Origin of the sequence: Brevundimonas bullata (assembly GCF_014207965.1) — a bacterium.
In the GTDB taxonomy this organism is placed as follows: Bacteria; Pseudomonadota; Alphaproteobacteria; order Caulobacterales; family Caulobacteraceae; genus Brevundimonas; species Brevundimonas bullata_A.
Map to the genome: position 1 here is coordinate 1 of NZ_JACHLM010000009.1, position 12,561 is coordinate 12,561.

Sequence of the window (12,561 nt, forward strand, 5' to 3'; positions counted from 1 at the left end):
GCAGCGTAGAACATCGTCGTCTCCCTTCATCTCGGACTGAGCCGAGCACTCTATGGGAGCTTGCCCCTTCGCAGGACCGCCCGATTACGCATGCTACTGGCGCTTTGCCGACCTAGGTGGCGGGCGACGGACAAAGATCGTCCGAGTGACGGGATGGGGCCCGCGCGGTCGTGGGTTCAGGGAAGCCCGAGAATGGGTGAAGCTCGTGCGAGAATGAGTCGGAGACGGATGATGGCGAAGCGGACCGGGCGACTAGCAGGTTTCGAAGTCTATCGCGGCAAGGGCCGGCGCGCGCGTCGCGTGGGCGTCGCCAAGGGGGAGATTCTGTTCAATCTCTATATGACCTGGCTTCGTCGAGGCGAAGGCGTGGGGGCGAAGCCATCTGGCATGATCAAGCGGAGAGCGGCGCGGCCTCAAGGTCTTTGAAACACCATGGCGCCACCTGAACAGCCGTGAAAAGGTGGGATTCAGGCGTAGAGTTTTTGATGGGTGGTTTGATGGGTGAGGCCCCCGAGTGGGGAAAAGTTCAATGAAATCAAGGCCGGTGGCGGAGAGGGTGGGATTCGAACCCACGGTACGCTTCCACGTACGCCGCATTTCGAGTGCGGTACATTCGACCACTCTGCCACCTCTCCGCGGGGCCGATATTCGCTTGGTCGAGCGAGGGGCTTCTCTAGTCAAAGGCGCGGCGGGCCGCAAGCGATTCTAGACAAGAAATTCGATAAAAGTTTCAGCGCTGTCCGGGCAGGGTCAGGCCGGGGGCGGGACCGCCCAGGGGATCGACGCCGACGAAGCGGAAAAGCTCTGCCGGACGACCGCCGGTATCGCTGGAAAACACGCCTGTGGCCTGAACCAGGCCGGCGCGTTCGACGCCACGGCGGAAGTTCTGCTTGTGCAGGGACAGCCCCGCCACGGCCTCGGCGGCGGCCTGCAGGGCGGACAGGGTGAAGGTGTCGGGCGTCAGGTCGAACAGGACAGGCCGGTACTTCAGCTTGCTGCGCAGACGGCCCAGGGCTGTGGCGACGATGCGGCGGTGGTCGGAGGCCATCGGCATATCGCTCAGGGGCGGCGAGGCGGGGCGATCGTGGTCGCGGGCCGACTCGGCGACCAGCCCGGCCTCGTAGAGCAGCTCATAGCGTTCCAGCACCCGCTCCTCGTTCCAGCGGCGATCCGGCGTCAGGGCGAACAGGGTCTCGGCCCGACCCAGGCGGCGGGCGTCATCAGCAGCCCAAGCGCGCAGGGCGGGCGAGAGGGTCGTCATCACGGGGGGCGGGCCGTCGCGCCAGTCCTCCCACGGGAAGATGTCGAAGACGGGGGTCCAGGCGGCGTCCAGGCCGGGGGCCTCGGGCGCGTCAGCGGTCAGGGCCAGATAGCCGACCGAGACCTCGCGTGCGCGCTCAGGGCCCGGCGTGGCGCGTGGCGAGGCGCGGCCCGCGTCGCCGAAGGTGTAGAGTTGTTCGACAAAGCCGAGCGGAAAGCCGGTCTGCTGGGTCACGAAGGCGCGCAGGGCCAGTTCGAAGGTGCGATCGCGGGCCGGGTCGAAGGGGCCGAAGGGCAGGGCCGGGGCGCCGTCGGCGGCGTGGGTGGTCAGGACCACGGCCTGACCGGCGCGCAGGGCGATGACCACGGCCGACAGGCCGATCCGCACGCCTTGCTCGTTGCCCTGGGTCGCCGCCCCTTGCGTCATGCAGTCCCTATTCCGTGTGCCAGGCGTCGGCGCCGGGCAGGATGCCGACAGCTTCGGCCAGAACGCGGTAGCGGTCCAGATAGCGCTGCTGCGCCACCGAGGCGGGCAGGGGGTCGATGATCAGGTCGTAGCCGGCGGGCGGGGTGCCGAAGATCTGCAGCGACTCGCGGCGGTTGAAGCCCGCCAGCTGCGTCGCCTCATAGAAGGCGCAGGCGCGGTCGGCCTTCTTGATCAGGGTCTTGATGGTCTGTGGCGTCTTGGGCGGCAGCTGGAAGCGGACGTGGATGGCGGCTTCGAGACGGGCCTCGAAGTCCTTGTAGCCGGCGCCGAGCGCCGACTTGAACGGCGAGATCATGTCGCCGATCACGTATTCAGAGGCGTCGTGCAGCAGGGCGGCCAGCCGCCATTTCGGCTCCAGACCCGGACGGATGTGGGCGGCGATCTCTTCGACCACCAAGGAGTGCTGGGCGACCGAGAAGGCGTGCTCGCCGATGGTCTGGCCGTTCCAACGGGCAACGCGGGCCAGGCCGTGGGCGATGTCCTCGATCTCGATGTCGAACGGCGAGGGGTCGAGCAGGTCCAGGCGGCGGCCGGACAGCATCCGCTGCCAGGCGCGCGGGGGCTTGGGGGTTCTGGGCTTGGGCTTGGGCGCCAGGTCTTCGTGTTCTTCGGCCAAGTTCGGGGTCCTGCGCATGGGGCAGGTGAGGTGACCCATCCCGAACGCCCGATCAAGGGCAAGCGTTGCGATTCGTGGGGGTTAATCCCCGACGTTGAGGGTCACCAGGGCCTTGGCGGCGTCTACGATGCGGTTTTCATTGCGATCCTTGGTGCGGATGGCGGCGACGACGATCGGGCCGCCAACCGGACCGCGCGCCTCATAGCCGACCATGCGCCAGCCGGTTTCAGCCGATGGGGTGTTGGTGGTCATCAGGAAGGTGGCGCGCACCGCCTGGCCCGGCGCCTGGGTGCGGATGCGGGCGGCGCCGTCGTGAGCGTCGATGCTGACGACGTCGTCCTTGGAGCGGACGTTGACCTGGCTAGACTTGTCGTCGGCGCGAATGGTGATGCCGCCGATCTTGATGTTGGCGCGATCGCCGTCGGCCTCGATCCGCATGCCGGGCAGGCGAACCGTGGCCTTTTCGTCCTGGGCTTCGATATGGACGCCGGGCGCGCTGACGTGGGCAGTCGAGCGGGGGGCGGTCGAGCCCGGTCCGCCCTGCGCCTCAGCTCTGGCCGCATCGGCCTCGGCGCGGGCGGCGTCAGCATCGGCGCGCGCGGCCTCCGCATCGGCGCGTGCAGCTTCGGCCTGGCTGCGGGCGTCGTCGGCCCGAGCGTCGGCCAGGGCTTCGGGCAGGCTGGCGGACAGCCTGTCTTCGAAGGCCTTCAGCGCCTCCTGACTGGAACCGCCGTTCAACGCCACCAGATGCAGCGTCACCTCGGCGCCGCGCGGCCCGCTGTAAACACAGGTGGCGCCGTCGGCCCGGGCCGAGCCCTTGCGCGTCAGCACGCCCTGGGTCTGTGGGCATTGCAGGGTGTCGACGACCTTCAGCACGCCCTTGCCGTCGCTGTCGGACGAACTGGTGGTGATGCGCACCTTGCTGCTGACGCCGGCGTCGTCGCAAGCGGCGGTCATCAGGGCCAGGGCGCAAACGGGCCAAACGAGATGGTGCATGGTCGGCTCCTGTTCGAGGCCCGATAGTGCGCCTTGGGGACGCGTAATCCAGTGAAATCGCGGTAATCGTCGCGGCGGAAGTCAGCTTCCGGGACGGCCGCCTTCGCGCCGATTCAGAAAGGCCAGCCGTTCGAACAGGTGCACATCCTGCTCATTCTTGAGCAGGGCGCCATGCAGCGGCGGGATGAGCTTGCCCGGGGTCTTCTCACGCAAGGTCTCGGGCGAGACATCATCGACCAGGAGCAGTTTCAGCCAGTCGAGAAGCTCCGACGTCGAAGGTTTTTTCTTCAGGCCCGGCGTATCGCGGATTTCGTAGAAGGTCCGCAGGGCCTCGGCCACCAGGCGCGGCTTGATGCCGGGGAAGTGGACCTCGACGATGTCTTGCATGGTCTCAGCGTCGGGGAAGCGGATGTAGTGGAAGAAGCAGCGGCGCAGGAAGGCGTCCGGCAATTCCTTTTCATTGTTGGACGTGATGACGACGACGGGACGGATTTCGGCGCGGATCGTCTCGTCGATCTCCTGAACGTAGAACTCCATGCGGTCGAGTTCCTGCAGCAGGTCGTTGGGGAACTCGATGTCGGCCTTGTCGATCTCGTCGATCAGCAGGACGGGCCGGGTCGGGGCGGTGAAGGCCTCCCACAGCTTGCCCTTCTTCAGGTAGTTGCGGACGTCGTGGACCCGCGCGTCGCCCAGCTGGCTGTCGCGCAGACGGCTGACGGCGTCGTATTCATAGAGGCCGTTGTGGGCCTTGGTCGTCGACTTGACGTGCCAGGTGATCAGCGGCGCGTTCAGCGCCCGCGCCAGTTCATAGGCCAGAACCGTCTTGCCGGTGCCCGGCTCGCCCTTGATCAGCAGCGGGCGCTCCAGCGCCACGGCGGCGTTCACCGCGATCTTCAGATCATCGGTGGCGATATAGTCGGATGTGCCTTCGAACCGGCTCATGAAAGACCTGCTCCAATCGGGGGGACAGGAGCAGGTAGCTTATCAGGACGCGGCTGAACAGGCTGCGTGGCGAGGGTCAGGTGATGCGTTTGGCGGAGACGGGATCGCTGGCGGGGAAGGTTTCTTCGACGCCTTCGTCGAGCAGGGCTTCCTGGCGGTTCTCGGCCTCTTTTTCCTTGTCCTTCAGCTGGTCCGGCTTGCCTTCCTCGCGCGGGGCCTTCTTGGCGGGCGGGGTGTTGGGATCGGCGTCTTCGTGGGCCTTGGTGGGGTGATGCTCGCTCATGCTCTCTCCTCGGTGTCGGGGCCGTAGCCCAGGTCCTCAATGTCGTCGTCGGAGAGGCGCTTGGCCTCCCAGTGGGCGGCGCTGGCCTGGGCCCCGCGCTGGTTGCGCATCAGACCGGCGTAGACCAGTTCAACTTCGTCGGGCGCGGAGGCGACTTCGCCATTGGCGTCGGCCTCGCTGAGGCGGACCGAATCGACCCCCAGCAGGGCGTCGGCCTCGGCTTCGACGCCGTCCAGAGCCAGGTCACGATCCAGGTCCAGATCATCCTCGTCAAAGGTTTCGTCGTCCGCGTCGCCATCGGCCTGGGTGACATCCAGAACGTCGTCCGCCTCGTCCAGCGACAACTCGCCGTCGCCTTCATCGTCGATGTGGGTCTCGTCATAGACCTCGGCGTGATCCTGGGCGTCGAAATCGATCTCCGGTCTGCTCATCTGCGCCTCCTAGGTGAAGAGGTAACGGCGCAGGCTGGCGCGACGTTCCGTTCTTTCGCCAGGCGTCAATCCACGCGGCGTTTCCCGCAGTCGCGAGTGAAGAGATGGTTAACCACGCTGCTTTACAGTTCTTCAGCCGCCGACCGTTCAGGTTGGGGCGCGCCACGGAGATTCCCTTTTGCCGCTGAAACTATCGCTCAAGCCCGGCGAGAAATTCGTCCTGAACGGCGCCGTCGTCCAGAACGGCGACCGGCGCGGCGTGCTGGTCCTGCAGAACAAGGCCAGCGTTCTTCGCGAGAAGGACATCATGCAGCCCGAGGACGTCACCACGCCCGCGCGCCGCATCTATTTCCCCGTCATGATGATGTATCTGGACGAGGCGTCCGCCGCGAACTTCTATGACGAGTTCGCTCTGCGCCTGACCGAATTCATGGGCGCGGTCCGCAACCCGGACATTTTGACGGAATGCGTGGCCTGCTCCAAGCACGTACTGGCGCGACAGTACTACAAGGCCCTGATGGGCGCCCGTAAGATCGTGGATTACGAAGACCAAAGGCTCGGCAATGTCGCTTCAAGCGTACAAGACGGCGGCGACGCGGGCTGAATCACCGCGCGAAATGGAATACCGGCTGTTCGGCCAGGTGACGCGCGCCCTGATGCACGCGTCCACGGTCGACAAGTCGGACATCGCCACCCGGATCGACGCGATCGACTGGAACCGTCGATTGTGGTCGACCCTGTCCACGTCGTGCAGCGACTCGACCAACGCCATGCCGCAGGCTTTGCGGGCGCAGATCATTTCACTGGATCTGTTCATCGGTCGCCACAGCTCGGCGGTCATGCGCGGCGAGGGGGATTTCGAGACCCTGATCGACATCAATCGCATGGTCATGCAGGGCCTCGCGCCCTCGCCTCAACCGGCCTGATCACGATGGCGGGAGCGGCCTTTACGTCAGGCCGCGACCAGTCCTAGCCTGACCTTCCTGTTCAAGCAGCTGAAAGGAGGTGGCCAGTGTCTCATTGTCATCAATCGCGAGCGCCAGCCGCGATCTGGACCTCGCGGGAGGTCCGGGCCTGATCCTTCGGGGAGGCAGCGGTTAGACCGTTCGCGGTCAGACAATGAAGCGTCGCTGGGGCAACCCGGCGGCGCTTTTTGTATCTTGATATGTGCGCTATCGCGCTGCGCGCTGCTTGAGCGCTAGAACAGCGCGCCGAACCAGTGCGCGATGCCGTGAACAATGGCTACGACGGTGGTCCACACCAGGGCCAGATAGACAGTGCAGATGGCCGTCCCGGTCAGTCCTGCGACGATGAAGACGCCGTCTCTCTGAATGATGGCCAGGCCGAAGATGGCCAGCGTCAGGCCGGGCAGGGCGTCGCCGAACGGCACGGGCAAGGCCATCATCATGGCCAGAAGGATGCAGATGATCCCGATCACGACATCGGCGGCCTCGCCTGTCATTACGGGCCAGCGGGGTCGGGTCAGGCGTTCGGCGCGCCGCAGAAGCTCAATGGTCGTCGGGCTGTCGGGGCGCTTCCTGACCGCTTGCCGAACCCAGTCTGAAAAGCCGTAGCGGGCGGACCATCGACCGAAGCCGATCTGAACCTCGCACAGCAGAACCCAGCGACGAAGCCAGCGCGGGGCGGCGAAGTGAGAGGCCAGCAGCCGCCGGTAGGTCTCGCGGCCAAGCGTGACCTTCATCAGCCAGCGCGGCAGCCAGACCTTGTCGCGTTGCAGGGCCAGTTCGGCTGCGATCAGGATGATGGGGGCCGAGAATACCGCCTTTCCCCCTGGGGGCCAGGGCAGCAGGGCCATCAGCGACAGCATCAGGATGACGGCGCCGAAGCCCCGTTCGCCAAAGGCCTCGACCATTTCCTTCAAGGTCAGCTTGGGATCGTCGCCATGGCCCAGAGATTCCAGAACGTCCGAAAACGTCCGGCTCTCATCGGGCGGCGGCGGGGAAACAAGCGTCATCAGGCGAGACTCGGGGAGCGAATGTTCGCCAAGTTAGGGGCGGCGCGAACCCTGCGCCATCCCTCACGCATAGGGTGCGGCTTAATGTTTCGTCACGTGCTCGGGTTTGCCCTTGCGCGGAGTATGGGCGAATTCCTCAAGCTGCTTTTCGCTCATCGACTCCATCATGGATTTCGACGCGCCTTTCAGCTTGAATTTCGGCGTTTCGCCGCGTTTTGCGGACAGGGCGGCCCCGGCGGCCTTCTGTTGAGCGGCGGATTTGGCGGGCATGGCGGCTCTCCTGCGTGAGCAAAAGAAACCGTCCGCCCGCCGTGTCGTTCCGTCAGCCCAGAAGCTCGCGCCCGATCAGGAAGCGGCGGATTTCGTTGGTGCCGGCGCCGATGTCATAGAGCTTGGCGTCGCGGACCAGGCGCTCGACCGGCCATTCCTTGGTGTAGCCGGCGCCGCCCAGGGCCTGAACGGCCTCCAGCGACACCTTCACTGCGTTTTCCGAGGCCAGCAGGATCGCTCCGGCTGCATCGTAGCGGGTGGTCTTGCCCTGATCGCAGGCGCGGGCCACGGCATAGACATAGGCGCGGGCGCTGTTCAGGGCGACGTACATGTCGGCGACCTTGGCCTGCATCAGCTGGAAGCTGCCGATGGGCTTACCGAACTGCTTGCGATCCCGAACGTAGGGCAGGACGACGTCCAGCGCCGCCTGCATGATGCCCAGCGGTCCGCCCGACAGGACGGCACGCTCATAGTCCAGACCGCTCATCAGCACGCCGGCGCCGCCGCCTACGGGGCCCATGACGTTCTCTTCCGGGATCTCGCAGTCCTCGAACACCAGTTCGGCGGTGTCGGAGCCGCGCATGCCCATCTTGTCCAGCTTCTTGGAGACGCTGAAGCCCTTCATGCCGCGCTCGACGATGAAGGCGGTGCAGCCCTTGGAGCCGGCCTCGGGGTCGGACTTGGCGTAAACGACCAGGGTGTCGGCCGAGGGGGCGTTCGTGATCCAGAACTTGGTGCCGTTCAGGACGTAGCGGTCGCTCTTCTTGTCGGCCCGGGTGCGCATCGACATGACGTCCGAGCCCGAACCGGCTTCCGACATGGCCAGCGAGCCGACGTGCTCGCCGGAGATCAGCTTGGGCAGGTATTTCTGCTTCTGCTCCGGCGTGCCCCAGCGGCGGATCTGGTTGACGCACAGGTTGGAGTGGGCGCCGTAGCTGAGGCCGATCGAGGCCGAAGCGCGCGACACTTCCTCCATCGCCACCACGTGTTCGAGGTAGCCGAGGCCGAGGCCGCCGAACTCTTCCTCAACCGTGATGCCGTGCAGACCCAGCTCGCCCATCTCGGGCCAGAGTTCGCGTTTGAACTCGTTCTTCTCGTCGATTTCGGCGGCGAGGGGGGCCAGCCGGTCGGCGGCCCAGCGGGCGGTGGTTTCACGAATGGCGTCGGCGTTCTCGCCGAGGCCGAATTCCATGGATTGGGGCGCGAAGGGAATGCTCATGCCGCAAGGCGTAGCATCGCGCACGCGCTTCGCAAAGTGGCGTCAGGCGACGCTCTTATTGTTCCGCTTGCGCGTCAGGTTCCAGCCCGCGACGCTGATGAAAATCAGGCCGATGGCGGCCAGGACGCCGCCGATCAGGATGGTGCCGTCCGTGGCTTGATGGCCCGCCAGAACCCGGCGGAAGGCGGCGATGCCCGCGGCAAAGGCCAGCAGGCCGATGCCGCCGATGAAGACGACGGCGCCGGTGTCGTTCCAGGCAGGGCTCTGGGGCGGGCGCTTCTCGTGGCGCAGAATCTGAACCGTGGCGGGGGCTTCGTCCTCGGCGGACGCCTCGGCCTTGGCGGCTGGGCTTTGAACGGGGGCGGTCAGCAGCAGGTCCAGCGGCGCGGGACGGTCGGGCGCGGCGTCGAACAGGGCGCGTTCGGCGGAGCGGCGGCGATAGGGGGCGTCGACGGGCGGCTGGACTCGATCCGGCCAGCCGCTCAGGGCCTCGGCGGCGCGCGCGGGGGCGCCCGCGTTCAACTGCTCCAGTACGTCGGAGCTTTCAAAGCGCTGGACGCCGACCGAGAAGATGAAGCTGGCCAGGGCGTCGAACTGATGCTGGTTCAGGGGGATCGAGACGCGGCTGTTGATGGCCTCGACAATGGGCAGCAGGTCGTATTGCAGCAGCAGTTCCGCCTCGGCCTCGCTGATCGCGGCGCCGGGCCGGGCGGACTGGGTGTGGCCATAGCCGATGACCGGCACGCCGTCGCGACGACGTACGGTCCGGGGGCGGAAGCCCTCGAAGCTCTTGATCAGAAGCAGGCCCTCGCGGGACACCTTCAGTCGCTGGAACGGAGTTGCGGACACGGACTGACCCAATTCGGTACGGGCGCGCTCGCCCGAAAGGCGAAGCAGCAAACCGCGTTCCGAACCGCGTCGGCTCAGAGAAGGACGATGGTCGCCAGGCCGAGGAAGATCAGGAAGCCGAAGAAGTCTGTCGTGGCCGTCACGAAGACGGCCGACGATACGGCGGGGTCGAACTTCAGCTTGGACAGGGTCAGCGGCGTCAGCACGCCGACCGTGGCCGCGACCAGCAGGTTCAGGATCATGGCCGTGGCGATCACCGCGCCCAGGCGCCAGTCCTGGAACCAGACGCCCGCCGCCAGGCCGATCAGAGGCGAAAGCACCAGGCCGTTGACCAGGCCCACCATCATCTCGCGCCAGAAGGTGCGCACGGCGTTGGACGAGGTCAGCTCACGCGTGGCCAAGGCGCGGACCGTCACCGCCAGGGCCTGGGTGCCGGCGTTGCCGCCGATGGCCGAGACGATGGGCATCAGCACGGCCAGGGCGACGATCTGCTCGATCGTGCCCTCGAAGAAGGCGATGACCCCGGCGCCGAGGACGGCCGTGAACAGGTTGATGCCCAGCCAGGGCACGCGACCGCGCACAATTTCAAACACCCCCGACGCCCGGTCTTCGTCCGAGACGCCGGCCAGCCGCAGGATGTCCTCGCGGTTTTCTTCCTGAATGATGTGAACGATGTCATCGACCGTCAGCTGACCGACCAGCCGCCCGCCGGTGTCGACGACGGGGGCCGAGATCAGGTTGTACTTCTCGAAGATGTAGGCGACCTCTTCCTGGTCGACATCGACGTCGATGGCGTTGACCGGCTGCATCAGCTCGGACAGCGGCGTCTCCCGCGGCGCGCGCAGCAGGCGGCTGATGGCCACGCCGCCGACCGGGCGGTTCAACGGATCGACCACATAGATGTCGAAGAAGAGCTCGGGCAGGTCCTCGCCCTGGCGGCGGACATGGTCGATGGTGTCGCCGACGTTCCAGAACAGGGGCGCGGCCATGACCTCGCGCTGCATCAGACGGCCGGCGGAATCCTCGGGATAGCCCAGCGAGCTTTCGATCGCGGCGCGATCGCCCTCGGGCATGGCGGCCAGCACCTTCTCGCGCTGGTCGTCCTCCAGGTCCTCGACCACGGCGGCGGCGTCGTCGGAGTCCAGTTCCTGCAGGGCTTCGGCCAGCGTCAGGTGAGGCACCCGCTCCAGCACTTCCTCGCGGATGCCGTCGTCGAGCTCGGGCAGGGTGTCGGCCAAAAGTTCCGGCGGCAGCCACTGCACCACGACGGCGCGGTGCTCTGACGTCAGGAAGCCCATCAGGTCGGCGACGTCGGCGGGGTGCAGGTCTTCCAGCAGGCCGCGCAGGCGCATGCCGTCGCCGTCGTCGGCGGCGTCCACGACCTTTTCGACGAAGGACGCCGTCAGGGCATAGTCCTCGCCGAGGGCGACGTGATCTTCGGTTTCGATTTCGGCTGCAGGGGCCGGGGAGGCGGAATCCGTGTGGGTCACGTGTCTGCCTCCCCGAATGTTTTCAGCCTTGGTAGAAAGCCGAATGTCGCCCTGTCAGGTCGATGGTGCGGTCGAGAAGACTCGAACTTCCACGGGTTGCCCCACAGCGACCTCAACGCTGCGCGTCTACCAATTCCGCCACGACCGCTCGCATCGGAGGGCGGGCAATAGCGGAGAGGCGACGGAAAGAAAAGAGGCTTTTGCGGAAATAGGCGAAGGCGGCGATTTTCCTGCCGATTTGCTCTCCTGAGCCGCGTCGGGTCGAAAAGGCGGAGCCTTTTGACCGCGGCTCCACATCAAGCCGCCCCGGCCATGAAGTCGTAGATGTCGGCGGGGCGGGTGACAGTGATGGCGATGCGGTCGTCGCGAATCTCGATCTCGCCGCGCGCCACCGGGTGGTTGTTGGCCAGGATCCAGACCTCGTCGCGTTCCGAGGCGTCGAGCGGGATTACCGCGCCGCGACCCATGCGCAGCAGCTGTTGCATCGGCAGGACCGAACGGCCCAGCACGACCGAAATCTCGACTTCGACGGCTTCGATCTGGCTCAAGATGATACTCACTATGAACGGGAGGCCCTTGCGCCGCCGCGTCGAGAGACACATTGAAGCGTCATGCTTGCCGACCCGTTAAGTATCTCCGAACCTTCTTTGATCCGCATGGACGGTCGCCCCGTGCAATGGGCGGTCTCTACCGGCTATGTCGACTATGAACCTGCCGTTGCCGCCATGGAGGCCCGCGTTGCGGCCATTGCGGCGGGCGAGGCCGAGGAGGTGGTCTGGCTGTTGGAGCATCCGCCCCTTTATACGGCGGGTGTCTCGGCCAAGGATGACGACCTGCTGGCGCCCGACCGTTTCCCTGTCCACCGCACGGGGCGGGGCGGGCAGTTCACCTATCACGGACCGGGCCAGCGCGTGGCCTATGTCATGCTGGACCTGAACAAGCGCGGCAAGGACGTGCGCGCCTTCGTGCATGGTCTGGAAGACTGGATCATCGGCGCCCTGGACCAGTTCGGCGTCGATGCTGGCATGCGCGAGGGGCGCGTCGGCGTCTGGGTCGAGCGCAAGGGCGCGGGCTGGTCTCGCGAGGACAAGATCGCCGCCATCGGCGTCAAGGTGCGCAAATGGGTCAGTTTCCACGGCATCAGCCTGAACGTGGAGCCGGACCTGGATCATTTCGGCGGCATCGTGCCCTGCGGCATCACCGAGCATGGCGTCACCAGTCTGGTTGATCTGGGCGTTCTGGCGACCATGGACGAGGCGGACGGAGCCTTGAAGGCCTCGTTCCAGCGCGTGTTCGGCGCGGTCGAAACGGGCGAAGCTCCTCTTTAGGTCTGTGGCGGCGCGCCGTAGCGGTTGAACGCCTTCTGCCCGGGCAGCAGGATCAGGTCGACGGCGACCAGAACCAGCAGCCCCAGAGCGATCCAGTCGAACGGCGCCTGGGGGCGAGGCCAGGCCATGGCGAAGGCCAGCAGGATCGGCCCGCTCCACCAGCCCGAACGCCCCCGATCGTGAAGCCGCTGCGACAGCAGGCAGGCGCCGCTGTAGAGCAGGGCGGCCGCCACGAGCCATCCCGCGAGGTCGCGCGCCTTCAGGGGGGCCAAAAGGTCGAACGTCGCCCAGATCGCCAACACGAGACCTGCGCCCAGGATGAAGGCGATGCGGCCGATGCGGCCGCTGGACGTCAGGAACAGATCTGAGAAGCGGTGCATCCGACTGCGGCTCTGGCAAGGGTGAACCAATGTCG

At 66.2% G+C, this 12,561-nt stretch carries 16 protein-coding genes and 2 tRNA genes; 3 read left to right on the top strand and 15 right to left on the bottom strand.

The annotated features are described in order from the left end of the window. Window positions 1–545: 545 nt before the first annotated feature. The 7 genes from HNP51_RS17580 to HNP51_RS17610 form a co-directional block, all read right to left on the bottom strand. A tRNA-Ser gene (locus HNP51_RS17580) sits at window positions 546–635 on the bottom strand. Window positions 636–730: 95 nt separating this feature from the next. Continuing rightward, window positions 731–1,687, bottom strand: coding sequence for an NrtR DNA-binding winged helix domain-containing protein (locus HNP51_RS17585; RefSeq protein ID WP_184273786.1), 957 nt, complete (start codon window positions 1,685–1,687; stop codon window positions 731–733). 7 nt (window positions 1,688–1,694) lie between these two features. Continuing rightward, window positions 1,695–2,288, bottom strand: a complete 594-nt coding sequence (locus HNP51_RS17590; protein ID WP_184273947.1) for a YfbR-like 5'-deoxynucleotidase — start codon at window positions 2,286–2,288, stop codon at window positions 1,695–1,697. A 156-nt stretch (window positions 2,289–2,444) separates the two neighbouring features. Further along, a complete protein-coding gene (locus tag HNP51_RS17595; RefSeq protein WP_184273789.1) occupies window positions 2,445–3,359 on the bottom strand; it encodes a methyltransferase type 11 in 915 nt (304 codons plus the stop codon). A gap of 81 nt (window positions 3,360–3,440) precedes the next feature. Beyond that, window positions 3,441–4,301, bottom strand: coding sequence for a MoxR family ATPase (locus tag HNP51_RS17600; protein WP_184273792.1), 861 nt, complete (start codon window positions 4,299–4,301; stop codon window positions 3,441–3,443). A gap of 76 nt (window positions 4,302–4,377) precedes the next feature. After that, window positions 4,378–4,584 carry a hypothetical protein gene (locus HNP51_RS17605; protein ID WP_184273795.1) on the bottom strand — a complete coding sequence of 69 codons (207 nt, stop codon included), beginning with the start codon at window positions 4,582–4,584 and terminating at the stop codon, window positions 4,378–4,380. Then, on the bottom strand, window positions 4,581–5,015 hold the full coding sequence (locus tag HNP51_RS17610) for a hypothetical protein (RefSeq protein ID WP_184273798.1): 435 nt from the start codon (window positions 5,013–5,015) through the stop codon (window positions 4,581–4,583). The genes HNP51_RS17605 and HNP51_RS17610 overlap by 4 nt, the downstream gene beginning before the upstream one ends. 178 nt (window positions 5,016–5,193) lie before the next feature. Here HNP51_RS17610 and flbT point away from each other — a divergent pair, with 178 nt between their 5' ends. Then, on the top strand, window positions 5,194–5,619 hold the full coding sequence (gene flbT / locus HNP51_RS17615) for a flagellar biosynthesis repressor FlbT (RefSeq protein ID WP_184273801.1): 426 nt from the start codon (window positions 5,194–5,196) through the stop codon (window positions 5,617–5,619). Continuing rightward, a complete protein-coding gene (flaF, locus tag HNP51_RS17620; RefSeq protein WP_184273804.1) occupies window positions 5,579–5,941 on the top strand; it encodes a flagellar biosynthesis regulator FlaF in 363 nt (120 codons plus the stop codon). The genes flbT and flaF overlap by 41 nt, the downstream gene beginning before the upstream one ends. A 272-nt stretch (window positions 5,942–6,213) precedes the next feature. Here flaF and HNP51_RS18715 read toward each other — a convergent pair whose 3' ends face one another. From HNP51_RS18715 to HNP51_RS17655, 7 genes are all read right to left on the bottom strand, one after another. Continuing rightward, window positions 6,214–6,990, bottom strand: a complete 777-nt coding sequence (locus tag HNP51_RS18715) for an exopolysaccharide biosynthesis protein (RefSeq protein WP_184273808.1) — start codon at window positions 6,988–6,990, stop codon at window positions 6,214–6,216. A gap of 81 nt (window positions 6,991–7,071) precedes the next feature. Beyond that, entirely contained in the window at window positions 7,072–7,260 is a 189-nt protein-coding gene (locus tag HNP51_RS17630; protein WP_184273811.1) for a DUF3008 family protein, read from the bottom strand. 52 nt (window positions 7,261–7,312) lie between these two features. Then, window positions 7,313–8,479 carry an isovaleryl-CoA dehydrogenase gene (locus tag HNP51_RS17635; protein WP_184273814.1) on the bottom strand — a complete coding sequence of 389 codons (1,167 nt, stop codon included), beginning with the start codon at window positions 8,477–8,479 and terminating at the stop codon, window positions 7,313–7,315. 42 nt (window positions 8,480–8,521) lie between these two features. Further along, on the bottom strand, window positions 8,522–9,328 hold the full coding sequence (locus tag HNP51_RS17640; protein ID WP_184273817.1) for a lysozyme: 807 nt from the start codon (window positions 9,326–9,328) through the stop codon (window positions 8,522–8,524). Window positions 9,329–9,402: 74 nt separating this feature from the next. Beyond that, window positions 9,403–10,818 carry a magnesium transporter gene (mgtE, locus tag HNP51_RS17645; RefSeq protein ID WP_184273820.1) on the bottom strand — a complete coding sequence of 472 codons (1,416 nt, stop codon included), beginning with the start codon at window positions 10,816–10,818 and terminating at the stop codon, window positions 9,403–9,405. Between the two features lie 63 nt (window positions 10,819–10,881). Beyond that, window positions 10,882–10,966 (bottom strand) — tRNA-Leu (locus tag HNP51_RS17650). A gap of 148 nt (window positions 10,967–11,114) precedes the next feature. Next, window positions 11,115–11,420 carry a FliM/FliN family flagellar motor switch protein gene (locus tag HNP51_RS17655; protein ID WP_184273823.1) on the bottom strand — a complete coding sequence of 102 codons (306 nt, stop codon included), beginning with the start codon at window positions 11,418–11,420 and terminating at the stop codon, window positions 11,115–11,117. A 9-nt stretch (window positions 11,421–11,429) separates the two neighbouring features. Here HNP51_RS17655 and lipB point away from each other — a divergent pair, with 9 nt between their 5' ends. Then, window positions 11,430–12,146, top strand: a complete 717-nt coding sequence (lipB, locus tag HNP51_RS17660; protein WP_184273826.1) for a lipoyl(octanoyl) transferase LipB — start codon at window positions 11,430–11,432, stop codon at window positions 12,144–12,146. On the opposite strand, the gene HNP51_RS17665 is transcribed toward lipB, so the two are convergent. Beyond that, entirely contained in the window at window positions 12,143–12,526 is a 384-nt protein-coding gene (locus HNP51_RS17665; RefSeq protein ID WP_184273829.1) for a DUF805 domain-containing protein, read from the bottom strand. The genes lipB and HNP51_RS17665 overlap by 4 nt on opposite strands. Window positions 12,527–12,561: the final 35 nt, after the last annotated feature.

What these genes read in the sequence shown, in the direction of transcription:
- HNP51_RS17585 (WP_184273786.1), bottom strand. Translation starts at nt 1,687, where the DNA reads ATGACGCAAGGGGCGGCGACCCAGGGCAACGAGCAAGGCGTGCGGATC.
- HNP51_RS17590 (WP_184273947.1), bottom strand. Translation starts at nt 2,288, where the DNA reads ATGCTGTCCGGCCGCCGCCTGGACCTGCTCGACCCCTCGCCGTTCGAC.
- HNP51_RS17595 (WP_184273789.1), bottom strand. Translation starts at nt 3,359, where the DNA reads ATGCACCATCTCGTTTGGCCCGTTTGCGCCCTGGCCCTGATGACCGCC.
- HNP51_RS17600 (WP_184273792.1), bottom strand. Translation starts at nt 4,301, where the DNA reads ATGAGCCGGTTCGAAGGCACATCCGACTATATCGCCACCGATGATCTG.
- HNP51_RS17605 (WP_184273795.1), bottom strand. Translation starts at nt 4,584, where the DNA reads ATGAGCGAGCATCACCCCACCAAGGCCCACGAAGACGCCGATCCCAAC.
- HNP51_RS17610 (WP_184273798.1), bottom strand. Translation starts at nt 5,015, where the DNA reads ATGAGCAGACCGGAGATCGATTTCGACGCCCAGGATCACGCCGAGGTC.
- flaF (WP_184273804.1), top strand. Translation starts at nt 5,579, where the DNA reads ATGTCGCTTCAAGCGTACAAGACGGCGGCGACGCGGGCTGAATCACCG.
- HNP51_RS18715 (WP_184273808.1), bottom strand. Translation starts at nt 6,990, where the DNA reads ATGACGCTTGTTTCCCCGCCGCCGCCCGATGAGAGCCGGACGTTTTCG.
- HNP51_RS17630 (WP_184273811.1), bottom strand. Translation starts at nt 7,260, where the DNA reads ATGCCCGCCAAATCCGCCGCTCAACAGAAGGCCGCCGGGGCCGCCCTG.
- HNP51_RS17635 (WP_184273814.1), bottom strand. Translation starts at nt 8,479, where the DNA reads ATGAGCATTCCCTTCGCGCCCCAATCCATGGAATTCGGCCTCGGCGAG.
- HNP51_RS17655 (WP_184273823.1), bottom strand. Translation starts at nt 11,420, where the DNA reads ATGTGTCTCTCGACGCGGCGGCGCAAGGGCCTCCCGTTCATAGTGAGT.
- lipB (WP_184273826.1), top strand. Translation starts at nt 11,430, where the DNA reads ATGCTTGCCGACCCGTTAAGTATCTCCGAACCTTCTTTGATCCGCATG.
- HNP51_RS17665 (WP_184273829.1), bottom strand. Translation starts at nt 12,526, where the DNA reads ATGCACCGCTTCTCAGATCTGTTCCTGACGTCCAGCGGCCGCATCGGC.